The following is a 23,420-nucleotide window of genomic DNA, read 5'->3' as shown; positions in this document are numbered from 1 at the left end:
TCATGACCAAGAAAACACTTAGCCTGCCCAAGCGCACCACCGATGCGCCGAGCGACGAGCGCAAGGTACCGCTACGTCCCGGCGCGCGCGGCCATGTCCGTCCGCCGCAACCGCGTGCGGCCGAGGCCAAGCCGGTCGCAGCACCAGCTCCCCAGCCCAAGCCGCTGACAATCAGCGGCATCCAGCAGTTCTTCGCGCCCAGCCCGCGTGGTCTGGAGCACCTGTTGGCCGATGAGCTGATTGCCATCGGGGCGGGCGAGGTGCGCGTGGTCGATGGCGGCGCGGCCTTCAGCGGCGAGTGGTCGCTGGTCTACCAGGCCAACCTGCATTCACGCATTGCCAGCCGCATCCTGTGGCGGCTCGACGAGCACGCCTACCGCAACGAGGCGGACCTGTTCCGCATGGCGAGTCGTATCGACTGGCCGGCATTGTTCGACGTGTATCGCACCATCAAGGTGGGCGTCACTGCACAGCGTAGCCCGTTGCGCAGCGTCGATTTCGCCGCGCTCAAGATCAAGGATGCCGTCTGCGACGTGTTCCGCGCGGCCACCGGGCAGCGTCCCAGCGTCGACACCGCTGTGCCGGACGTGCGCCTGCAACTGTTCCTCACCGACCGCGTTGCCACGCTATATCTCGATACCTCCGGCGAGCCGCTGTTCAAGCGTGGCCATCGCGTTGAAACGGTCGATGCGCCGCTACGCGAGAACCTCGCCGTCGGCTTGCTGCAACTGGCGGGCTGGCATGGCCAGGAGGCGCTGTTCGATCCCATGTGCGGCAGCGGCACCTTCGTGCTCGAGGCTGCGGCAATTGCGCTCAAGCGCGCGCCGGGGCGTGATCGCCAGTTTGCCTTCGAAAAACTGAAGCCGTTCCAGCCGGAGCGTTGGCAGTCGGTACGTGCAGAGGCGCGGGCCGAGGAGCTCACAACCCTGCGGTACCCGATTGTCGGTAGCGACCGTGATGCAATGGCACTCGACGCCGCGCGGGCGAACATCAAGGCGGCGGGGCTGGAATCGCTGGTCACCCTCAAGCTCGCCGATGTGCTCGATGTCGCCCCCCCCGCCGAACCGGGCTGCCTGATCGCCAACCCGCCCTATGGTGTGCGGCTGGAAGACCAGGAGGCGCTGGCGGCGTTCTACCCGCAGCTCGGTGATGGTTTGAAGCGTCGCTTCAGCGGCTGGCGGGCCTTCTTCTTCACTGGCGATCAACGCCTGCCCAAACTGATCCGGCTTTCGCCCAGCCGCCGTACCCCGTTGTACAACGGAGCACTGGAATGCCGGTTGTACGAGTTCCAGCTGGTGGCGGGTTCCAACCGCTGAGTATGTATACAAGGGGCGCATTCGGGCGCCCCTTTTGTTTATCTCTCTATCTGATACAGGGCCACGATATGCCGGACATGCTGGTCAGGCTTTACGACCTGCCGCCACTGGAGCCGGCGCTCACCAAGGTCAAGGCGCAGGGCTTCGATATCCGGCGTGGGCTGGCACCGGAAAAGCACTTGGTCGCAGGTTGGGCCGGCTCTACTTTTGGACCGACTTGGCAAAGCGAATGCGAAGTGGGCTTCGGCTTTGCCCCGCCCACCGTGTTCGTCGCCACGTGTGATCGGCAGCTGTTGGGCTTTGCCTGCTATGACACCACCGCCAAAGGCCTGTTCGGGCCGACCGGGGTGGATGAGTCGGCGCGGGGGCAGGGCATTGGAACGGCCTTGATGCTGACTGCACTGCACGCCATGCACGCCAACGGCTACGCCTATGCGGTGATCGGTTCTGCCGGCCCGGTGGAATACTATCGCTGCGCCTTGGGGGCGATGGTGATTGAGCATTCCGACCCGGGACTTTACGCCGGCATGCTCTGGAGCTGAATCGGCTGCCCACGCTTGCTGGACGTATAAACACCCAGGCCGCCTTAAGGGGCGGCCTGGGTGTTTACGGTGTTCTGCCTTGCTGTTTGCCTGCACCCCAAGCGCACATCTGCCTGAATGACCGCCGATGCTGTTGCCATGTTCCGTTGCGGTTCAGGGGTTTAGCGGATTGTGCGGAAGAATTTTGCGGGGAGGTGTTGACGGGTGTGTGGGAGGGCCGTATAGTTCGGCTTCTTCGCTGCTGACACAGCAACGAAACAAGCGAAACGAAGAGTTTAGCAGGTTTCGGCGGTGCAGCGGTTCTGATCTTTAACAAAATACAGCCGATGCGTGTGAGTGCTTGGTGGGAAACCAACAAGTGCTCGCACGAGACGAAAGAAAATCATCTTCGGATGATTCCTTGAGTTAAGTACGAGCCAAAGTACTAAAGCTAAGTGATTAAACAAAAGAGTTTGATCCTGGCTCAGATTGAACGCTGGCGGCATGCTTTACACATGCAAGTCGAACGGTAACAGGGACTTCGGTCCGCTGACGAGTGGCGAACGGGTGAGTAATACATCGGAACGTGCCTATTAGTGGGGGATAGCCCGGCGAAAGCCGGATTAATACCGCATACGCCCTGAGGGGGAAAGTGGGGGATCGCAAGACCTCACGCTATTAGAGCGGCCGATGGCTGATTAGCTAGTTGGTAGGGTAAAGGCCTACCAAGGCGACGATCAGTAGCGGGTCTGAGAGGACGACCCGCCACACTGGGACTGAGACACGGCCCAGACTCCTACGGGAGGCAGCAGTGGGGAATCTTGGACAATGGGCGCAAGCCTGATCCAGCAATGCCGCGTGGGTGAAGAAGGCCTTCGGGTTGTAAAGCCCTTTTGTCAGGGAGCAAATCCTTGGAGCTAATATCTCCCGGGGATGAGAGTACCTGAAGAATAAGGACCGGCTAACTACGTGCCAGCAGCCGCGGTAATACGTAGGGTCCAAGCGTTAATCGGAATTACTGGGCGTAAAGCGTGCGCAGGTGGCTTGTTAAGAGCGATGTGAAATCCCCGGGCTCAACCTGGGAACTGCATTGCTGACTGGCTCGCTAGAGTGCGGCAGAGGGGGGTGGAATTCCACGTGTAGCAGTGAAATGCGTAGAGATGTGGAGGAACACCGATGGCGAAGGCAACCCCCTGGGCTGACACTGACACTCATGCACGAAAGCGTGGGGAGCAAACAGGATTAGATACCCTGGTAGTCCACGCCCTAAACGATGTCTACTAGTTGTTGGGGATTTCGATCCTTAGTAACGCAGCTAACGCGTGAAGTAGACCGCCTGGGGAGTACGGTCGCAAGATTAAAACTCAAAGGAATTGACGGGGGCCCGCACAAGCGGTGGATGATGTGGATTAATTCGATGCAACGCGAAAAACCTTACCTGGTCTTGACATGTACGGAACCCTTTAGAGATAGAGGGGTGCCTTCGGGAGCCGTAACACAGGTGCTGCATGGCTGTCGTCAGCTCGTGTCGTGAGATGTTGGGTTAAGTCCCGCAACGAGCGCAACCCTTGTCCTTAGTTGCTACCATTCAGTTGAGCACTTTAAGGAGACTGCCGGTGACAAACCGGAGGAAGGTGGGGATGACGTCAAGTCCTCATGGCCCTTATGACCAGGGCTTCACACGTCATACAATGGTCGGTACAGAGGGTCGCCAACCCGCGAGGGGGAGCCAATCTCATAAAACCGATCGTAGTCCGGATTGCACTCTGCAACTCGAGTGCATGAAGTCGGAATCGCTAGTAATCGCGGATCAGCATGTCGCGGTGAATACGTTCCCGGGCCTTGTACACACCGCCCGTCACACCATGGGAGTGGGTTCTACCAGAAGTAGCTAGGCTAACCGCAAGGAGGCCGGTTACCACGGTAGGATTCATGACTGGGGTGAAGTCGTAACAAGGTAGCCGTAGGGGAACCTGCGGCTGGATCACCTCCTTTCAAGAGCAAGGTTCTCTTGCCAAGTACTCACACTCATCGGCTGTAAGTTGAAGATACGGAGAACTGGGTCATGTAGATGACCCGGGGAAGAAACTGGGTCAGTCGCTCAGCCGGCGTAGATTATCTAAATGATGATGGCGCGGGTGGCGTGAATGGTCTGGTGGAAGAAAACTGGGTCAGTAGCTCAGTCGGTTAGAGCACCGTCTTGATAAGGCGGGGGTCATAGGTTCGATTCCTATCTGACCCACCATTTACCGCTTGGTGGATGGGAAGACAGTTTGATCCGATGGGGGCATAGCTCAGTTGGGAGAGCACCTGCTTTGCAAGCAGGGGGTCGTCGGTTCGATCCCGTCTGCCTCCACCAACACCGAATGTCTGGAAGGATTCAGAAGCAAAGTCATTGCAAGATGCAGTGGGTTTGCTTCTGACTGCTTCAGTTGGACGAGTATTAAACTCTGTATCTGATCTTTAACAAGATAGAAGAAGCAAGACTCAAATTTGTTTTAATTGGGTTTGATTGTATCGAGTTCTGAATTCGACAAGTCGAAGGATTCAGACGTCGCAAACACTGTAATCAAGAACACATCGTGTTTGAGGTTATAGGATCAAGCGAATAAGTGCATCTGGTGGATGCCTTGGCGATCACAGGCGATGAAGGACGCGGCAGCCTGCGAAAAGCTGCGGGGAGCTGGCAAACGAGCTTTGATCCGCAGATGTCCGAATGGGGAAACCCACCTCTTTTGAGGTATCCATGACTGAATACATAGGTCATGTGAAGCGAACCAGGGGAACTGAAACATCTAAGTACCCTGAGGAAAAGAAATCAACCGAGATTCCCAAAGTAGTGGCGAGCGAAATGGGAAGAGCCTGTATGTGATAGTCATTGTTTTAGTGGAATGGTATGGAAAGGCCAGCGATAGTGGGTGATAGCCCCGTACACGAAAAGACAATGGTGGTACTGAGCATACGACAAGTAAGGCGGGACACGCGAAATCCTGTCCGAAGATGGGGGGACCATCCTCCAAGGCTAAATACTCGTGATCGACCGATAGTGAACCAGTACCGTGAGGGAAAGGCGAAAAGAACCCCGGGAGGGGAGTGAAATAGAACCTGAAACCGGATGCATACAAACAGTGGGAGCCCCCTCGTGGGGTGACTGCGTACCTTTTGTATAATGGGTCAGCGACTTACGTTCAGTAGCGAGCTTAACCGAATAGGGGAGGCGTAGGGAAACCGAGTCCGAATAGGGCGTTTAGTTGCTGGGCGTAGACCCGAAACCAGGTGATCTATCCATGGCCAGGATGAAGGTGCGGTAACACGCACTGGAGGTCCGAACCCACTAGTGTTGCAAAACTAGGGGATGAGCTGTGGATAGGGGTGAAAGGCTAAACAAACCTGGAAATAGCTGGTTCTCCCCGAAAACTATTTAGGTAGTGCCTCAAGTATCACTAACGGGGGTAAAGCACTGTTATGGCTAGGGGGTCATCGCGACTTACCAAACCATGGCAAACTCTGAATACCGTTAAGTGCGAGCTTGGGAGACAGACATCGGGTGCTAACGTCCGGTGTCAAGAGGGAAACAACCCAGACCGCCGTCTAAGGTCCCAAATGCTAGATTAAGTGGAAAACGAGGTGGGAAGGCATAGACAGCCAGGATGTTGGCTTAGAAGCAGCCATCATTTAAAGAAAGCGTAATAGCTCACTGGTCGAGTCGTCCTGCGCGGAAGATGTAACGGGGCTCAAATCTAGAACCGAAGACGCGGATGTATCTTTGATACATGGTAGGGGAGCGTTCCGTAGGCCTGTGAAGGTGGCTTGTAAAGGCTGCTGGAGGTATCGGAAGTGCGAATGCTGACATGAGTAGCGTTAAAACGGGTGAAAAGCCCGTTCGCCGAAAGCCCAAGGTTTCCTACGCAACGTTAATCGGCGTAGGGTGAGTCGGCCCCTAAGGCGAGGCTGAAAAGCGTAGTCGATGGGAAACAGGTTAATATTCCTGTACCGATTCTGAGTGCGATGTGGGGACGGAGAAAGGTAGGTCAGCCGGGTGTTGGATGTCCCGGTTTAAGCGTGTAGGTGGGGGATTTAGGCAAATCCGGATCCCTGTTAACACTGAGGCGTGATGACGAGGTCTCATTGAGACCGAAGTGATTGATCCTATGCTTCCAGGAAAAGCCACTAAGCTTCAGCTCAGAATTGACCGTACCGCAAACCGACACTGGTGGGCAGGATGAGAATTCTAAGGCGCTTGAGAGAACTCAGGAGAAGGAACTCGGCAAATTGACACCGTAACTTCGGGAGAAGGTGTGCCACTGTAGGGTGAAGCGACTTGCTCGTGGAGCTCGAAGTGGTTGCAGTGAAAAGGTGGCTGCGACTGTTTATCAAAAACACAGCACTCTGCTAACACGAAAGTGGACGTATAGGGTGTGACGCCTGCCCGGTGCCGGAAGGTTAAGTGATGGGGTGCAAGCTCTTGATCGAAGCCCCGGTAAACGGCGGCCGTAACTATAACGGTCCTAAGGTAGCGAAATTCCTTGTCGGGTAAGTTCCGACCCGCACGAATGGCGTAACGATGGCCACACTGTCTCCTCCTGAGACTCAGCGAAGTTGAAATGTTTGTGAAGATGCAATCTCCCCGCTGCTAGACGGAAAGACCCCGTGAACCTTTACTGTAGCTTTGCATTGGACTTTGAACGGACTTGTGTAGGATAGGTGGGAGGCTTTGAAGTGGTGACGCTAGTTGCCATGGAGCCGTCCTTGAAATACCACCCTGGTGCGTTTGAGGTTCTAACCTAGGTCCATCATCTGGATCGGGGACCGTGCATGGTAGGCAGTTTGACTGGGGCGGTCTCCTCCCAAAGTGTAACGGAGGAGCTCGAAGGTCACCTAGGTACGGTCGGACATCGTACTGATAGTGTAATGGCACAAGGTGGCTTGACTGCGAGACCGACAAGTCGAGCAGGTGCGAAAGCAGGACATAGTGATCCGGTGGTTCTGTATGGAAGGGCCATCGCTCAACGGATAAAAGGTACTCCGGGGATAACAGGCTGATTCCGCCCAAGAGTTCACATCGACGGCGGAGTTTGGCACCTCGATGTCGGCTCATCACATCCTGGGGCTGTAGCCGGTCCCAAGGGTATGGCTGTTCGCCATTTAAAGTGGTACGTGAGCTGGGTTCAAAACGTCGTGAGACAGTTTGGTCCCTATCTGCAGTGGGCGTTGGAAGTTTGAGGGGGGCTGCTCCTAGTACGAGAGGACCGGAGTGGACGCACCTCTGGTGTACCGGTTATCACGCCAGTGGTATCGCCGGGTAGCTAAGTGCGGAAGAGATAAGCGCTGAAAGCATCTAAGCGCGAAACTTGCCCCAAGATGAGACTTCCCTGGGAACTTGATTCCCCTGAAGGGTCGTTCGAGACCAGGACGTTGATAGGTCAGGTGTGGAAGCGCAGTAATGCGTTAAGCTAACTGATACTAATTGCCCGTGAGGCTTGATCCTATAACCTGAGCCGCGATGGTTCGGGTGTTGTGACGAGACTCGATACAAACCCTGAACAAATTTGAGTGTGGTGTGGTGAGGGACGCGAATGCGGACACAAGCCAGGCCATGAAGTAGTGCTTCTTCTATCGAATTCAGCGAAACGATAACAGTCGTAACGCAACCAGTTACGTCTGGCGACCATAGCGAGTTGGCCCCACGCCTTCCCATCCCGAACAGGACCGTGAAACGACTTAGCGCCGATGATAGTGCGGATTCCCGTGTGAAAGTAGGTCATCGCCAGACTCCCCATCGAACCCCCTGATGCCGCGCATCAGGGGGTTTTTGTTTGGAGTGGGGCTGAACCTTGGAGGGCGTAGCGCTGAGAGTAGGAGTGACCTTCCCCCACCCAGCTATACCAAGAATTAGTTAGCATGACGGCCAAGGAGCCCGCATGCGCAAGTCCCGTTTTACCGATGAACAGATCATCGCCATCCTCAAAGAGGCCGAAGCAGGTCTGCCAGCTGTCGAGCTGTGCCGCAAACACGGCATCTCGGATGCCACTTTCTACAAGTGGCGCGCCAAATTCGGCGGCATGGACGTCCCCGAAGCGCGGCGCCTCAAACAACTTGAAGACGAGAACAATCGCCTCAAGCGGCTGGTCGCTGACCAAGCCCTCGACATCCAGATGCTCAAGGAAGTGCTGGCAAAAAACTGAGCCGGCCCGCTCAACGCCGTACTGTTGCACGCCAGTTGATGCTGGCGCACGGCATCTCGGAACGGCGGGCCTGTGCATTGGTCCAGATCGCGCGCAATACCCTGCGCCATCAGCCACCGCCTGACCCCAATGCGGTATTGCGGCAACGCCTGCGTGAGCTGGCTGCACAACGGCGGCGCTTTGGTGCGCCGCGGCTGCATGTGCTGCTACAGCGGGAAGGCTGGCGTATCAACCACAAGCGGGTGGAGCGGCTTTACCGTGAAGAAGGCTTGTCGTTGCGTTTACGTCATCGCAAGAAACGCCCCAGTCACTTGCGCGTGGTGTTGCCGCTGGCAGCCGGACCTGATCAGCGCTGGGCGATGGATTTTGTGGCAGACAGTTTATGGAATGGCCGACGTATTCGCCTGCTGGCGATCATCGACACCTGGCATCGTGAGGCCGTCTGGATCGAAGTGGATCACTCACTCTCTGGTGTCAGAGTGGCACGGGTACTGGAGCAACTGCGCCTGGGTGGCCGCTTGCCCGCGCTGATTCAGGTCGACAATGGTCCGGAGTTCACCAGTCGGGCACTGGATGAATGGGCGCATCGCCATGGGGTGAAGCTGCAATTCATCCGGCTCGGCAAACCGGTGGAGAACGCCTTCATCGAGAGCTTCAATGGCCGACTAAGGGAGGAGTGCCTGAACCAGTTGGTGTTTCACAACCTGGCCCAAGCCCGAACCATGATCGAATCTTGGCGACAGGACTACAATCATGTCCGGCCGCATAGTGCCCTGCAGTACCAGACCCCGATGCAGTATTGGGAAACCCATCAACCCCAACATGAGCAAATCGCTAACTAATTAGTGGTTCACTCCGTGGGGGAAGGTCAGGAGTTGGAGACTGCGGGACGTGCAAGAGATCGCCAATTAAACGGCGATACCAAAATCCCTGTGATTGAGCACCCCCCGAACCAGCTGCAGCGTATCGGAGGCCGTCAGGCCAATCCCTGTCGGGTAATGTTGGCGCCACTGGTCAGCGGCAAAGCCATGAGCCCATACGGCAAGCCGTGCGGCGTCATAAGCGTTCAAGCCTTGCGCCAGCAGGGCGGCGATCACCCCGGTGAGCACGTCTCCTTGCCCTGCAGCCGCGAGTGCGCCGTTGCCGCTACCGTTGATGGCAGTGGCCGCGTCGGGGGCGGCGATGATGCTGCCGGCGCCTTTCAATACAACGGTACATTGATATCGATCTCGCAGTTGTTCCGCTGCAGCAATCCGATTGGTCTGGACTTCACCGGTAGTGCTGCCAAGCAGACGTGCTGCTTCGGCAGGGTGCGGCGTCAATATGGTGCTGTTGATTGGTCGTGCCTTGAGCTGATGCTGAAGAGCCAGATGGCTACTCACTAAATTGAGTGCGTCGGCATCCAGTATTAGCGGTTGTGGCAGCACTAAAGCATGGTCGACCAAGGCGAGTGCGGCATCGCTTTGACCCAGCCCCGGACCGATGGCGAATACATCAATCTCGGCTTGGTGCGATAACGCAGAAGCTGCTCGAATCATCAATTCCGGCTGCTGCGGATCCACTGCAAGAGTGTCATCCAGCAACCCGACAAACACCTTGCCGGTGCCCGCATGCAATGCCGCTCGGCCGGCCAGCAAGGCGGCACCGACCATGCCTTCGCCGCCGCCAATGACCGCGGCAGTGCCAAAGCTGCCTTTGTGAGAGGCGTGGGCACGCGCTGGTAGCCAGGACACATTCTCGCGAGTTATCAGCGTGTAGTTTGCTGTGTCATTTGCGGCGACACCTAGATCCAGCACGTGGACGTTCCCCGCCACATCCCGCCCGATGCCGGTGTGGAGGCCGGGTTTGTTACCAATCAGGGTTAGTGTCTGGGCTGCATGCACCACTGCACCGGGTACATGTCCGGTGTCACTATCGAGCCCACTCGGCACATCAATGGCGATGATAGTGCTACCACTCAGGTTGATGCACTGGATCCAATCCGCTGCTTCATCGCGTGGAGCCTGATGCAGACCGATGCCGAACAGTCCGTCCAGCAAGATGCCGGCACCTGGTTCAGTCGGGGTGGTCGTGATGAGCAAACCCTTCTCGAGCTCCGCGTGGAGACAGGAGCCATACCGATGAACCTGGATTGGCCACCCCGCTCGTTGCAGCTGCTGTGCCGCAATCAATGCATCACCACCGTTGTTGCCTGGGCCTGCGACGACAGCGATAGGCTGTTTGGTGTAATGATCCATGATCCAATCGGCAATGGCTGAACCGGCCAGTACCATCAAACCAGGCTGATGGTCGGCGTGACGTTGTTCAAGCTGTCGCAACGCTGTGCTGTGCCAGAGCTCATGTGGATTCATCGTTCACGCTCCAGGCGCTGGCGTTCCAGTTGCACCAGATAACGCTGTAGTGCACGGCGCGCTGCTGGCGAGAGTGAGAGCATGCGAAAGCCGTAGTGGATCGCAGGTGGCCCCACTTTGCGCGGCGCTTCGACCACGGATTGGAGCCTCAATGCGGCCTCGATCTTGCTGCCATCCGGCAGCGCGAAGCTTGCTGTGGCCAAGGTCTGGCCAAGTTGCAGATCCAATGGCGCATCGGCGACCAGCGCCAAGCCGTCCTGACTCAAATCCGCGATCGGCAAGGCGACGGCCATTTCGCTCAATGTACACAAGATCGGCGCCCCCAATGGTAGTGCCAGACGATAGCTGCGTCGCCTTTGCAACCGCAGCATTTGACGAGGACGCGGAATGGCGAGCGCCAAGCGCTGGTCAATCTCGGCGGAGGCCACCAGCTCGCTTTCGAACTGATGTTTGACGCCTCGCAGCTGCGTCACCGCAATCAGGCCACGCCGCAATAGCAGTTGATTGATCGTGGAGTCCGGACTGGAGTCGAGATACAGCTGCGTATTGTCGAGTTCCAGGATCGCGCTGATGACCACGGGCTCTCGCCTTCCCTTGGGATAAAGGCAGAGCAGACCCCCATGTAGCAGCAGATGTTGTAACAGATGATCCACTTCGACAGCGGCGTCGACCAAGTAGGGGCTGGGATCCTTGAGGTAGGTGGGGGCGAGGCTGGGAGATTGCATGGCCGGCATCAAGGTACCGGGTGCGGCTCCGCGAGCAGCGCCTCGACGTGCTCCAACCGTGCCCGTTCCTCGCGTTTGACCGTTTGCCGTTCTGCATTGTGGGGACGTACGTGCAGCTTGACCAGGCTTTCGTCGAACCAGAATGCCAGGGTCGGGTGGTCGGCGAAGCGCGGTGAATTGCGTGGTTCCAGGTGTTCGTACTCGACCTGCTGGTTGAGTAGGAACAGCTCGACACTCTTGGGGTCGTCAAGGAACAACAGCAGATTTATATCGGAGTGCTCGCTGGCAACGCCGCTGAGCACCGAGCCCGTCAGATAAGGCTGGAACGCCGCCAACCAACGCATCACCTGAACGGCCTTACGGCGCAACGACAGCACGGCATCGTCGTGGCCGGGCTGATAGATTGCACGGTAATCGGACAACGCCTGCTCGATTTCGCTGTTGGACGGCAGGTTGCGTGCTTCGGTCACGCCGAGCTGGCGTGCGGCCTTTTTTTTGGCAAGGCCGAAATCGTGGATGTGGTCCTCGGCGATCAGCCGGGCGGCGCGGTGAGCGATTTCCTGGCGCAGGCTGTCTGCGCTGCGCTCGATCAAGTGTGACTTGCCCATGGTCCTCTCCTCGCGTGCGCGTTGCCTGCAGACTCTAACGCATCGTAGGCAATCGCGCTTGCGCGACTTGAGGCGCTGTGATTAAAACAGCTGGTCCTTGATCTCTTCCAGGGGCTGCGCCGCTGCGCCACCGCTGCCCAAGCCCAGCTCGGGATTGGTTTCCGGGAATTCGGCATAGAAGTACTCGTTGAGCGCACCGCCTTCGGTCTCGGTCGAGCGGACGATCAGGCCGTCCGGAACTGGCTGCTGCCTCTCAGGCTTGCCGTTGAGTGCCACGCTCATGAAGTCGATCCAGATTGGCAGCGCTGCGGCGCCACCGGTTTCGCTGCCCCCCAGCGAGCGTGGTTGATCGAAACCCATCCACACCACGGCGACCACATCGGGGTTGTAGCCGGCGAACCAGGCGTCGATTGCATCGTTGGTCGTGCCGGTCTTGCCGGCCAGATCGTGGCGGCCCAGCACCTTGGCTTTCGCGGCGGTGCCACGGCGGACCACATCCTGCATCATCGAGGTCATGACGAAGGCGTTACGGGCATCCAGCGTGCGCTTGGCGTTCTTGCCGGCCACTTCCGGTTCCATCCGGGCAAGCAGCTCGCCCCGGTCGCTCTCGATCCGATCGATGAAGTAGGGCAGCACGCGGTAGCCAGTATTGGCGAACACTGCGTAGCCCTCGGCCAGTTGTAGCGGCGTGACGCTCCCTGCGCCAAGTGCCATTGTCAGATAGGCAGGATGCTTGTTGGCGGGAAAGCCGAAGCGGGTGATGTGTTGTTGCGCGTACTTAGGACCGATCGACTGCAGCAGCCGGATCGAAACCAGATTCTTCGAGCGGGTGAGCGCATCGCGGACCGACATCATGCCGGCATAGCGGCCATCGTAGTTCTTTGGTTCCCAGCGTTGGCCGCCGATGTCCTGCGGGTCGATGACCAGCGGGGCATCGTTCACCATGGTTGCCGGAGTGACACCGCGCTCGATGGCCGCTGAATAGACAAAGGGCTTGAAGCTGGAGCCCGGTTGCCGCCAAGCCTGGGTGACATGATTGAAATGATTGCGGTTGAAGTCGAAGCCGCCGACCAGCGCGCGGATGGCGCCATTGCTTGGATCTAGCGCGACAAACGCCCCCTCGACTTGCGGCAGCTGGGTAATCTGCCAACCCTTGTCACCTTCACGGACGCGGATCAAGGCGCCGGCGCGGATGCGGGTCGTCGGCGAGGCCTTGTCCGATAGAGCGAAGCGAACTGCGCGCAGGCCGTCGCTATCAATGCGAATTACTTCACCGTTTTTTAGGACTGCGGATACCTGCTTGCTACTCGCCTCATTCACTACCGCGAGCTTGAACTCGCCGGCATCCTCGCTGCCTTCGAGTGCGTCGACAAGCAAATCTTCCTTGCCTTGTTGTAAGAGAGTGGCGTCGATATAGCCTTCCGGGCCGCGATAACCATGACGGTTGTCGTAAACTTGCAGGCCCTTGCGTAGCGCGCCGTACGCGGCTGTCTGCTGCTGGCTGTCGAGTGTCGTGTAGACCTTGAATCCCTGGGTGTAGGCGGCATCCTTGTAACGCTCGTACATTGCTTGGCGCACCATCTCGGCCAAGTACTCGGCGTGGACCGTATATTGGATGCCAGCGCTTTGCCGGACTTTCAGTGGTTCCTTCAGCGCGGCTTGGTACTGGGCGCCGTCAATGAACTTGAGCTCGTGCATGCGGCGCAGTACGTAGTGCTGCCGTAGCGTGGCCCGCTTGGGATTGGCAACCGGATTGTACTTGGACGGGGCCTTGGGCAGGCCGGCCAGCATGGCTGCCTCGGCGATCGATAACTGAGAGAGCGGTTTGCCGAAATAAGTTTGCGCGGCGGCGGCAAATCCATATGCCCGCTGACCGAGATAAATCTGGTTGATGTAGAGCTCGAGGATCTGATCCTTCGATAAATTGTGCTCAATCTTGAACGAAAGCAATGCTTCGTTGAATTTTCTTGTAAAGGTTTTTTCGTTGGTTAGATAAAAATTGCGTGCCACCTGCATGGTGATGGTACTGGCGCCCGATTGAGATTGCCCGGATAGCACGTTGCCAAGCATAGCCCTTACTACACCGACATAATCGACGCCGCCATGGGTGTAAAAACGTTCATCCTCGGCGGCGAGCAAGGCCTGCTTCATCACGGCAGGCACCTGGGCGATGGGAACGAAGGCGCGGCGTTCTTCGCCGAACTCGCCGATCAGCACTTGATCGGCGGTATAGACGCGAAGGGGTATTTTGGGACGGTAATCGGTTAGCGCATTGAGCGAGGGAAGTCGAGGATAGGTAAGCAGGACGGCGAAAAACAGCAGACCGACGGCAAATAAAGCCAAGCCTGCCAGGACGCCAGCACTGATCAGAACGATTCTTCGAGTCATATGTATTGATCGATCGATTTGTTGGGCCGTAATTTACGCGATTCAGCCGATGTTGCAAAAAACGAATGCTCTGCTTAGCTTGCTTTACAGGGCTTGCATAGCGCTGCTAGGATTTTTGCTGTATCGCCGTAAAAAACTATTCTAGTTTCCTATTTAATAAGGAAATTTCTCTTTGAATCTCGACTTTCTCAAGCCCAAGGCAGCGCCGTTGATCGGCGTGGACATCAGCTCGTCGGCCGTGAAGATGGTCGAACTGAGCGTGGCCGGGCGTAACTACAGCCTGGACCGTTATACCATCGAACCCCTCCCCAAGGATGCGGTGTCGGACGGTAACATCACCAACCCGGATGCCGTGACCGACGCGCTACGCCGGGCCTGGCGGCAACTGGGCTCGCGCGTGAAGAACGTCTCCATCGCCCTGCCTGCTGCTGCGGTGATCACCAAGAAGATATTGGTGCCTGTTGGCCTGTCCGAGCGTGATCTGGAAAACCAGGTCGAAACCGAAGCTAATCAATACATCCCCTTCTCGCTTGACGAAGTGAACCTCGACTTCCAAGTGTTGGGTCCATCTCCAGCTGTACCGGATGAAGAGGACGTATTGATCGCTGCGGCGAAAAAGGAAAAGGTCGATGAGCGGGTTGCCGTGGTCGAGGGCGCCGGTCTCAAGGCTTCGGTTGTCGACGTCGAACTCTATGCTACGCAGGCCGCCTTCGAACTGATGCGCCCGCAGCTGCCCGGCCGAGGCGAGAACCAGATCGTTGCGGTCGTGGACATCGGTGCCACAGCGATGCACATGAATATCTTCAAGGATGGGCAGTCGATTTATAGCCGTGATCAAGCGTATGCCGGCAACCAGCTGACGCAGGAAATACAGCGTAAGTTCAACATGTCGTTCGAAGAGGCAGAGCAGGCCAAGAAGTCGGGTGGGCTGCCGGAAAACTACGAGCCGGAAGTCCTGCAACCCTTCATCGACACGCTAGCGCTGGAAATCTCGCGCTCGCTGCAGTTCTTCTATACGTCGAGCAACTTCAACTCGGTTGATCATATCCTGCTGGCTGGCGGCTGCAGTGCCATACATGGCCTCGACGAGGCGGTTTCCAGCCGAACCCAGGTCGCCAGTGCGATGCGCGCCAATCCTTTCTATGGCATGGCCACCGGTAAGCTCCGGGGCAAACAAATACAACTCGATGCGCCCAGCTTGTTGATCGCGTGCGGGCTCGCGATGCGGAGGTTCGACCCGTCATGATCAGGATTAACCTCTTACCTCACCGCGAACAGAAGCGGCTGGCGCGGCAGCGTCGTTATCTCGCCTTACTGGGTATCGTGTTTGCGGCGGCCGTCGGCGTTGTCGTTGCGGGCTATTTGGTGCTGGAAGCGCGCATCAGCACGCAGGATGAGCGCAACCAGTTTCTCACCGACGAAAACACCAAGCTGGACCGCGAGATTGCCGAGATTGAGCGACTCAAGGCTGAGAAGGATGCGTTGTTGGCACGTAAGCAGGTGGTCGAGCGGCTGCAATCTAACCGTTCCGAATCTGTGCGCATCGTCGACCAGCTGGTGCGGCAGACACCTGAAGGGATCTATCTCAAGGATATTCAACAGACTGACGATAAGTTAACGCTAACCGGCTATGCCCAATCCAACGCGCGCGTGTCGACGCTGATGCGCAACCTCAACGATTCCGAAGTGTTCGAGCAGCCGTTGCTGATCGAGGTTAAGGCGGCCCAAGTAGGCAATCAGCGTTTGTCTGAGTTCAATCTCAGCATCAAGGTTACTCGGACATTGGCTGTTGATCCGGAAGCGGACAAGAACAAGCAAGGGGGCGCGCAATGACGCTCGACGAACTCAGGAGCCTTGACCCCAAGGACATCGGCAATTGGCCTGCCGCAGCCCAACTCGGTTTGTTGGTGATCATGTTCGTGGTCATCGTGTTGGTAGGGCACTTCTATGTCTGGTCTGACCAACTCACCTTGCTTGATGAAGGCAAGGCGCGGGAAGAACAGTTAAAGGAAGAGTTCAAGCAGAAGAAGGCGAAAGCGGTCAATCTAGAGGCTTATCGCCAACAGCTACTTGAGATCCAGCAGTCATTTGGTGCGTTGTTGAAGCAGCTGCCGAACAAGTCTGAAATGGAAACGCTGCTGACTGAAATCAACCAAGCAGGCGTAGGCCGCGGACTGCAGTTCGAATTGTTTAAGCCAGGTAGCGAAGTCAAGACTGCAGAGTTCGCTGAGCTGCCAATCAGCATCAAAATCTCCGGTTCGTACCATGATCTCGCCGCATTTGTTAGCGATGTGGCCAAGCTGTCTCGCATTGTCACCTTGGGCGATATGAAGTTGACGAACAAACAAGCAGGGCAGCTGACGCTGGAGGCGACGGTGAAGACCTATCGTGCGCTCGACGAAGCGGAACAGCAGGAAATCCGCAAGGCTGAGGCTGAAGCGAAGAAGCAAAGGCGGAACTAAGGGAAATGAAGATGCAGATGAGCAGACTTAGTTCATGCAAAGCGCTGTGCCCTTTGGCATTGGCCGTCTTGTTGCTGACCGGTTGCTTCGGTGAGGAGCATGGCGATCTCAAGGAATGGATGCGCGAGAATAGTGAAGGACTACGGGGTAAAATTGATCCGGCTCCCGAGGTGAAAACGGTCGAACCCTTCGTCTACGACGCTTTCTCGCTGCTGGATCCGTTCGATCCCGCCAAGATGGTATTGGCCAAGAAAGGCAGTGGTGGCGGCATAGCGCCCAATACCAATCGGCCCAAGGAGGTGCTGGAAAACTATGACCTGGAAAAGTTGCGCATGGTCGGTGTGCTGCAGCAGGGCAAGGTGATTCAGGCGCTGATCAGCGCACCGGATAGAAACCTCTACCGGGTCAAAGTCGGCAATTACATGGGCCAGAATTTTGGCATGGTGGTCTCGATCAACGAAACCGAAGTCAAGCTCAAGGAAATCGTCGAGGACAGTGGCGGTGACTGGGTCGAGCGCGAGACGGTCCTATCTCTGGATGAAGCGGAGCAGAAATAATGAACAAGGCACTCAGACTGCAGCGGCTAGCCGGAGGCGTGATCGCTGCCGCGATCACCTTGATGGTGCAGGCCGTCGACATCACCAATGTCGAGATCAACAACGTTTCCAACGAAAAGCAAGTGGTGAAGGTAGTCTTCGATGGCCCGGTTCCACAGCCGACCAGCTTTTCAGTCAATACCCCGCCCCGGTTAGCCTTCGATTTCGCTGGAACGGCGAATAAGGCTGGCAAGACTGCTGTGCAGGTGAATGGCACGGCACTGCGGACAATCAATATTGCCGAGGGCACTGGCCGTACTCGTCTGGTGCTGAACCTCAATAAGCAGGCTGCCTACGATGCACAAGTCGAAGGTAATACCTATTTGATCACCGTCGATGGCTCTTCCAAGGCGGTCGTCGCCAAGGCAGAAACCACACATTTTGCACCGGCTTCGACCGCACCTGCGACAGGGGCGGACGGGTTGCGTGAAGTCGATTTTCGTCGCGGCGTCAGTGGCGAAGGCAAGATCATGATCGATTTGACGAGCCCCAATGTTGGTATCGACATCCGCCAGCAAGGCACCAAATTGGTGGTTGATTTCCTCAAGGCCACCCTACCCGAGAACCTGCAGCGTCGTATGGACGTCGCCGATTTTGGCACCCCGGTTCAGAAGATCGATACCTTCCGCCAAGGTGGCAACGCCCGCATGGTAATTGAGCCGACAGGCACGTGGGAGTATTCGGCATATCAGACCGAAAATCGTTTTATCGTCGAAGTGCGTAAGACTAGCGATAATGACAAATCGATTGCAGCATTGCGTCCGGCATACAAGGGCGAAAAATTGTCGCTGAATTTCCAGAATGTGGAAATTCGTACGGTACTGCAGGTCATTGCGGAATTCACCGGCCTCAATATCATTACCAGTGACACGGTTTCCGGCAGCCTCACTCTGCGCCTGAAGGATGTGCCGTGGGATCAGGCACTCGACATCATCCTGCAAGCCAAGGGACTCGATCAACGCCGTGCCGGCAATGTACTGTGGGTTGCGCCGCGGGATGAGCTTGCAGCCAAAGAGAAGCAGGAGCTCGAAGCGAAGAAACAGATTGCTGAACTTGAACCGACTCGGACCGAGACGTTTCAGCTGAAATACCAGAAGGCTGATGATTTCAAGAAGATCCTCACAGACGAGAAGCAGAAAATCCTGTCGTCCCGTGGGAGTGCGGTAATCGATCCTCGCACCAATTTGTTGATCATCCAGGATATTCCGTCCAAGCTGGACCAGATTCGGGACATTCTCGAGAAGACCGATATTCCGGTACGTCAGGTCATGATCGAGGCGCGTATTGTGGAGGCGGAGGACGGGTTCAGCCGCAACTTGGGTGTGAAGCTTCACGCACTTGGTTGGAAGGGAGATGTAACCGCCGGCGGCGGTCTAACTACCAAGGACTACACCAATGCATCGGGCGATTCGGCGCCGGGTCCTGCAATTGCGGGTAACGTGCCGTCCGTCAACCTGCCGGCGGCAGCAATCGGTGGATTCGGCGCCGGCTCGATTGCGATGCTGGTGGCGGGGACCGATGGCATGCTTGGTTTGGAATTGTCTGCGTTGGAGCAAGATGGCAAAGGCAAGATCATTTCTAGTCCACGGCTTGTGACGGCTGATCAGACCGAAGCCGTAATTGAGGATGGCCAGGAAATTCCGTATTCGGAATCCGCGCAGAATGGTGCTACCTCCGTCTCGTTCAAGAAGGCAACCTTATCGCTGAAGGTTACGCCGCAAATTACGCCTGATGGCAATGTCATCATGGATGTAAAGGTGAACAAGGATAGTCGTGGTGAAAACACAATCAGCGGGCCGGCTATTAATACCAAGCAGGTGACGACGAAGGTTTTGGTGGAAAATGGTGGCACTGTCATTATCGGTGGCATTTACATCCAAGAGCAAAGCAATACTGTGACTCAGGTGCCGCTGTTGGGTGATCTCCCTGTGGTCGGTAACTTGTTCAAGAATCGTGTAAATATCGATAACAAGCGAGAACTGTTGATCTTTATTACTCCGAAGGTCATAGACAGCGACGTATCGTTGCGCTAAATCCAGCGTGCAAAACAGAATAGGCCGATCTTAGATCGGCCTATTCTGCTATTAAGCTGGGCATAGCTGGCTGTCAGGCAGCCTACCTGGTCGCCTTGCTCCAATGCTCATTGCTTTTCCCGCGTGTCGCATTCTGTGCCTGCAGCATTCGATCAATCCGTTCGGACGTGGTTTGCATCAGCCCCTGCGCCATCTCCCCATCGGGGAAGGTTTCCGGCATGCGATAGCCTAGCCAAGCATAAGCGGCATACAGCTTGCAGCTGTCCTCCAAGTACTGCAGCGCATTGCGTCCACCCATGCCTTCGATGCGCAGCAGTGGTACGCGGCGACGGTCGGCGCGCTGGCTGGCCCAGTCCTGCAGTGCGCGTTCCAGCATGGGGATCTTGGTCGAGACCGGGCATAAGCTGAAGGTGAAGCGATCGGGTAGCGACAGGTCGAGTCGATCCAGCCAGCGCGCCTTGTCGATCTGGTCGCTGAGGTTGGCGGGCACGAAGAAGGCATCGTGCACGTTGATATGCTGGGTAAACAGCTCCAGCAGCTTGGCGAGGCGCTTCTCGCCACTGGCAGTTGCGATACGGCCAAGGTAATCGAGGTTGGGTGCGACGAAGAAGCCGGACGCGGGTAGGGGCTCGGGTGTGGCACGTAGCAAGGCGGCAACGGTCTTGTGAGTGGCTGCGTCGAATCCAGCGACAAAACCCGCCTCGTGTGCGCCATAGCGGCCAGCGCGGCCGGCGATCTGTTTGGCCAGCGCCGCTGGGATCGTGCCCTCGGCGTTGCCATCCCATTTGCGCGCGGTGGTGAAGATCACCCGGCGCGCAGGGGTGTTGAGCCCCATGCCGATGGCGTCGGTTCCAACCACGATTTTGGTCTGGCCTTCGATAAAGCGCTCTGCCTGTGCCTGCCGCACTTCCGGCGCGAGATTGCCGTAGATGGCTGAAACTGCAAATCCTTGTGTGATGGCCTGGTCGCGCCAGTTCAGTACTTCGCGGCGGGAAAAAGCGATCAGTACATCACCGGGTTTAAGGTTCTTCAGCGTACCCAGCGGCTGCGATTCCATGGTCAGCGGCGATTTGCGCGCCAGTTCACGCACTTCCAGCGTACCGCCGACGCGCTCGACCAGCGCTTCGATCGCTGGCCGAGCCTCCAGCGCGCCTAATAGGTACACCGTTTCTGCTGGCACGCCGCAGACCGCCGCGGTCCAGGCCGCGCCGCGATCCGGATCGTCAAGCAGCTGAATCTCGTCGATCACCGCCACCTCGATGCGGCGGTTGGGGTTGAGCATTTCCACCGTGCTGGCTACATGGGTGGCATCCGGGTGCAGCTTGCGCTGCTCGCCGGTCACCAGGCTGACTGCGACGCCGGCATCGAGCAGGCGTTGGTAGTTCTCCAGCGCCAACAGCCGCAGCGGTGCGAGGTAAACGCCGCTGCCGGCTTTAGCCAGATGCTGCATGGCGGCGTGGGTCTTGCCCGAATTGGTTGGCCCCAGGATGGCGACGAAATGCCGATCCATGCCCTGTGCCATCTCGAACGACTCGGGATAAAGCGACAGATCGATGGCGGCTCCAGCTTCCTGCGCCTTTTGCTGCTGCAAATGCGATTGCCGGGCAGCGCGGATGCGGTCCCAGGCGATCTTGCAGCGCAGGCGTGCTAGCTCGTACTTGGCCTGGAAGGCCGAAAGCGCCATGGCAGGATCGGTGCCGGTTTCGCTGGCCAACCGCAATACCTGTTCGGCCGTGATGACGAGCTGCGCTTCCAGCTTGGCGCGTATGTCTGCGTTCCAGCGCTCTTGCAGCAGGGCGAGCCGGCCGGCGTCGTCGAGCTTGCGCCACTTGCTGGCTTTGCCGAGAAAGCCTTGGTCGGGCACCAGGTGGTAGGCGATGCGACGCCTTTCCACCACGATTTCGCCGTGTACCGAGACGGCGTAATTGCCTTCAATGGTGACGAGCGTGGCGGCCTGGGTGGCAAGATAATCGGCGAGTGCGGCGGCGTGATCGGTCATGCTTGGTGTTCCTGAAGTTCAGCGCGGACTATACGCGGCCGGCCGGGGGCGTGCTCATGCGGCATGCAGCTGTTCCCAGCTCAGGCCAAAGCGTGCCAGGTATTTGCGCAGCCGGTCGGCGTCGTTCACCTGGGCCTTGCCCTGGCGCGATACCGCAAACAAGCGGCGGCCTGCTTCGGAGAGCGAACCGGCGCTGCGGCAGACCAGAATCACGTTTTCTAGCTGCAGCTTGTCGAATAGATCAAGTTGCTCGACTGCTTCACCGAGCAGCGTATCCAGGGCGCCGGCATCACGTTGCTGCCAGCCGCGGCGCAGGCGGGCGATCTCCTCGGTGACCTGCGCTTCGTCGATGCGGCCGACGTCGGCCAGTGTCGCCATCCGTGTCACCGATGCGGAGAGCTCGCGGAAATTCCCGCGCCACTGCGCCTGCGGCCCACCGGCAAAACGCAGGTAGGCGCGTCGGGCCTCTGCGTTGAAGCGCACTTGCTGACCGTGCTCGCGAGCAAAGCGCGCCAGCTCGAAGTCGAGATTGGGCTCGATGTCCTCGCTGCGCTCGGCCAGGCCGGGCAGTGCATAGGTCCAGAGATTGATCCGTGCATACAGATCTTCGCGGAACCGGCCCTCGGCCACCCATTGCTGCAGATCGCGCACGGTGCCCGTGATCAGCTGGAAGTCGCTTTCCACCTCGCGATCGCTGCCCACCGGGAAGAAGCGTTTCTCCTCGATGGCCTTCAGCAGCATCGCCTGCTCATCGAGTCCCAGTTCGCCAATCTCATCGAGAAACAGCAATCCACCATCGGCGCTGCGCAGCAGCCCGGCGCGCTCGGCCTGGGCGCCGGTGAACGCACCCTTCACGTGGCCGAACAATGCGGACATCGCGCTATCACCGCGCAAGGTGGCGCAATTCACCTCGACGAAACGCCCGGCGAGCTGGTGCCGGGTTTTCTTCATCTCGTACACCCGGCGCGCCAGGAACGACTTGCCGGCGCCGGTGGGGCCGCAGAACAGCATGGGCGCCTTCGAGCGCACGGCCACGCGCTCGATCTGCTCGATCATGCGGTTGAAGCTGGCGTTGCGTGTGGCGATACCGGATTTGAGAAAGGACACCGTTTCATCGCGTTCCCGGGCAAAGCGGCTGGCGATGCGGTCATAGCGCGAGAGATCGAGATCGATGATGGCGACGCTGCCGCTGACATCGCCGGGTTCCTTCTTGCGCGGCGGCGAGGTCTGCACTAGCCGCGCCGGCAGGTAACGCGCCTCAGCCAGCAGGAACCAGCAGATCTGCGCCACGTGAGTACCGGTGGTGATATGGATCAGGTAATCCTCGGCCTCGGTATCGAAGCTGCGTTGCTGCGCGTAGTCGTGCAGGGCGGCGTACACCTCTTCGAAATCCCATGGATCGCGCAGATTGATCTCCACGCTGACCACCTCGGTTTCTGGCGAAACCGTAGCGATGTCGCGCTGCAGGCGCTCGAACAGCCCACGGCTGCGGCTGTCGTGCAGCAGCTCCAGCCGATGCACGACCAGATCCTCCTGCTGGCATAGCCCGATTGTGGGCCGCCACTTCTCCCAGCGCTGCGCGCCACGGCCGACGTAATCGAGCACGGTACCGACAAAGCCGAAGACAACGGTTCGTTTCATGCGCGATATCAATGGATAAATAACGATTCAATTGTATCGCAATTACCGATCTGGTTTTAAGCGTGCTGAAATGCATTTTTAGAAAATTCAATTAATAAACATGGGATTACTGGTTTTGTGTGATGTGCTCGTTGGCCTGGCACGGCTTTCGCTAAACCAGGGTGGATTGCAGTGAAAGCATGGCCCTGGAGCGAGCGGTTCGCAGGTCGCGCTGGCATGCCGCCCAGTGGGCAGCGCATGTACCGCCATGTGGGAACGCAGTCGTTGGCGACGCTTGGTGCCTCGCCGGGTTCGATTCCCGGATTCGCCCCATTCGATAGCTCAGTGGTGGAGCAACGGTTCAACACCGTGTGTCGCGGGTTCGACTCCCGCTCGAAATCCCGCAAGGGACTTTGCAACAACGTAGTACCCGGCGCGGCAAAGCCGCCGTCGGTCTGGCCCGGTGGCGGTATCGCTGTCAGGCAGCCGGAGCGCAAGGCGCACTGAATGCAGCAACCGGCAACGGAGGTTGCGCACGACAGGCCCTGGTGCCGAGGCCCCCTGGTTGGCCATGCCGCCACCCGGTCGGACCGACGCCAGTCGGACATTGATGAAA

General features: G+C 57.9%; 14 protein-coding genes, 2 tRNA genes and 3 rRNA genes. 13 read left to right on the top strand and 6 right to left on the bottom strand.

The window, feature by feature from the left end:
* Positions 1–2: 2 nt before the first annotated feature.
* The 8 genes from FLM21_RS00345 (at position 3) to FLM21_RS00310 (ending at position 8,864) form a co-directional block, all read left to right on the top strand.
* On the top strand, positions 3–1,316 hold the full coding sequence (locus tag FLM21_RS00345; RefSeq protein ID WP_187360025.1) for a THUMP domain-containing class I SAM-dependent RNA methyltransferase: 1,314 nt from the start codon (positions 3–5) through the stop codon (positions 1,314–1,316).
* A gap of 77 nt (positions 1,317–1,393) precedes the next feature.
* Positions 1,394–1,858 carry a GNAT family N-acetyltransferase gene (locus FLM21_RS00340; protein WP_222846739.1) on the top strand — a complete coding sequence of 155 codons (465 nt, stop codon included), beginning with the start codon at positions 1,394–1,396 and terminating at the stop codon, positions 1,856–1,858.
* Between the two features lie 440 nt (positions 1,859–2,298).
* Positions 2,299–3,832, top strand: a 16S ribosomal RNA gene (locus FLM21_RS00335).
* A gap of 173 nt (positions 3,833–4,005) precedes the next feature.
* Positions 4,006–4,082, top strand: a tRNA-Ile gene (locus tag FLM21_RS00330).
* Between the two features lie 38 nt (positions 4,083–4,120).
* Positions 4,121–4,196 (top strand) — tRNA-Ala (locus FLM21_RS00325).
* Between the two features lie 239 nt (positions 4,197–4,435).
* Positions 4,436–7,325: ribosomal RNA gene (locus FLM21_RS00320) — 23S ribosomal RNA — on the top strand.
* Between the two features lie 172 nt (positions 7,326–7,497).
* Positions 7,498–7,610: ribosomal RNA gene (rrf, locus tag FLM21_RS00315) — 5S ribosomal RNA — on the top strand.
* Together the 16S, 23S and 5S rRNA genes with 2 tRNA genes alongside form the textbook arrangement of a ribosomal RNA operon.
* Positions 7,611–7,758: 148 nt before the next feature.
* Positions 7,759–8,864 (top strand): IS3 family transposase gene (locus FLM21_RS00310; RefSeq protein ID WP_373281771.1). Its coding sequence is split into 2 segments (ribosomal slippage): positions 7,759–8,008 and positions 8,008–8,864, totalling 1,107 coding nucleotides; the frame shifts between segments, so codons are not numbered across the junction.
* A 66-nt stretch (positions 8,865–8,930) separates the two neighbouring features.
* On the opposite strand, the gene FLM21_RS00305 is transcribed toward FLM21_RS00310, so the two are convergent.
* The 4 genes from FLM21_RS00305 to FLM21_RS00290 all read right to left on the bottom strand — a co-directional run bounded on the left by FLM21_RS00305 (position 8,931) and on the right by FLM21_RS00290 (position 14,049).
* Positions 8,931–10,373, bottom strand: coding sequence for an NAD(P)H-hydrate dehydratase (locus FLM21_RS00305; RefSeq protein ID WP_148713659.1), 1,443 nt, complete (start codon positions 10,371–10,373; stop codon positions 8,931–8,933).
* Positions 10,370–11,098: a flagellar brake protein gene (locus FLM21_RS00300; RefSeq protein WP_187360024.1), complete on the bottom strand. Its 729-nt coding sequence runs from the start codon at positions 11,096–11,098 to the stop codon at positions 10,370–10,372. Before FLM21_RS00300 ends, FLM21_RS00305 begins: the two co-directional genes overlap by 4 nt.
* Positions 11,099–11,106: 8 nt before the next feature.
* A complete protein-coding gene (locus FLM21_RS00295; protein WP_148713657.1) occupies positions 11,107–11,706 on the bottom strand; it encodes a nucleotidyltransferase family protein in 600 nt (199 codons plus the stop codon).
* A gap of 81 nt (positions 11,707–11,787) precedes the next feature.
* A complete protein-coding gene (locus FLM21_RS00290; protein WP_246120788.1) occupies positions 11,788–14,049 on the bottom strand; it encodes a penicillin-binding protein 1A in 2,262 nt (753 codons plus the stop codon).
* A gap of 217 nt (positions 14,050–14,266) precedes the next feature.
* Here FLM21_RS00290 and FLM21_RS00285 point away from each other — a divergent pair, with 217 nt between their 5' ends.
* The 5 genes from FLM21_RS00285 to FLM21_RS00265 are packed head-to-tail and all read left to right on the top strand — an operon-like array spanning position 14,267 to position 19,185.
* Positions 14,267–15,340 (top strand): pilus assembly protein PilM, encoded by a 1,074-nt coding sequence (locus tag FLM21_RS00285; RefSeq protein WP_148713655.1) that lies wholly within the window; start codon positions 14,267–14,269, stop codon positions 15,338–15,340.
* A complete protein-coding gene (locus tag FLM21_RS00280; protein WP_148713654.1) occupies positions 15,337–15,927 on the top strand; it encodes a PilN domain-containing protein in 591 nt (196 codons plus the stop codon). Before FLM21_RS00285 ends, FLM21_RS00280 begins: the two co-directional genes overlap by 4 nt.
* A complete protein-coding gene (locus FLM21_RS00275; RefSeq protein ID WP_148713653.1) occupies positions 15,924–16,556 on the top strand; it encodes a type IV pilus inner membrane component PilO in 633 nt (210 codons plus the stop codon). Before FLM21_RS00280 ends, FLM21_RS00275 begins: the two co-directional genes overlap by 4 nt.
* Positions 16,557–16,561: 5 nt before the next feature.
* A complete protein-coding gene (locus FLM21_RS00270) occupies positions 16,562–17,113 on the top strand; it encodes a pilus assembly protein PilP (protein ID WP_246120787.1) in 552 nt (183 codons plus the stop codon).
* Positions 17,113–19,185 carry a type IV pilus secretin PilQ gene (locus FLM21_RS00265; RefSeq protein ID WP_148713652.1) on the top strand — a complete coding sequence of 691 codons (2,073 nt, stop codon included), beginning with the start codon at positions 17,113–17,115 and terminating at the stop codon, positions 19,183–19,185. The genes FLM21_RS00270 and FLM21_RS00265 overlap by 1 nt, the downstream gene beginning before the upstream one ends.
* An 82-nt stretch (positions 19,186–19,267) precedes the next feature.
* On the opposite strand, the gene FLM21_RS00260 is transcribed toward FLM21_RS00265, so the two are convergent.
* Positions 19,268–21,184 carry a helicase-related protein gene (locus tag FLM21_RS00260; protein ID WP_148713651.1) on the bottom strand — a complete coding sequence of 639 codons (1,917 nt, stop codon included), beginning with the start codon at positions 21,182–21,184 and terminating at the stop codon, positions 19,268–19,270.
* A gap of 54 nt (positions 21,185–21,238) precedes the next feature.
* Positions 21,239–22,825 carry an RNA repair transcriptional activator RtcR gene (gene rtcR / locus FLM21_RS00255; protein ID WP_148713650.1) on the bottom strand — a complete coding sequence of 529 codons (1,587 nt, stop codon included), beginning with the start codon at positions 22,823–22,825 and terminating at the stop codon, positions 21,239–21,241.
* Between the last annotated feature and the right edge of the window lie 595 nt (positions 22,826–23,420).

Origin of the sequence: Chitinolyticbacter meiyuanensis (genome assembly GCF_008033135.1) — a bacterium.
Classification (GTDB): Bacteria; Pseudomonadota; Gammaproteobacteria; order Burkholderiales; family Chitinibacteraceae; genus Chitinolyticbacter; species Chitinolyticbacter meiyuanensis.
The sequence above is the reverse complement of the archived record's forward strand: the minus strand, read 5'-3'. Positions and strand labels throughout refer to the sequence as shown.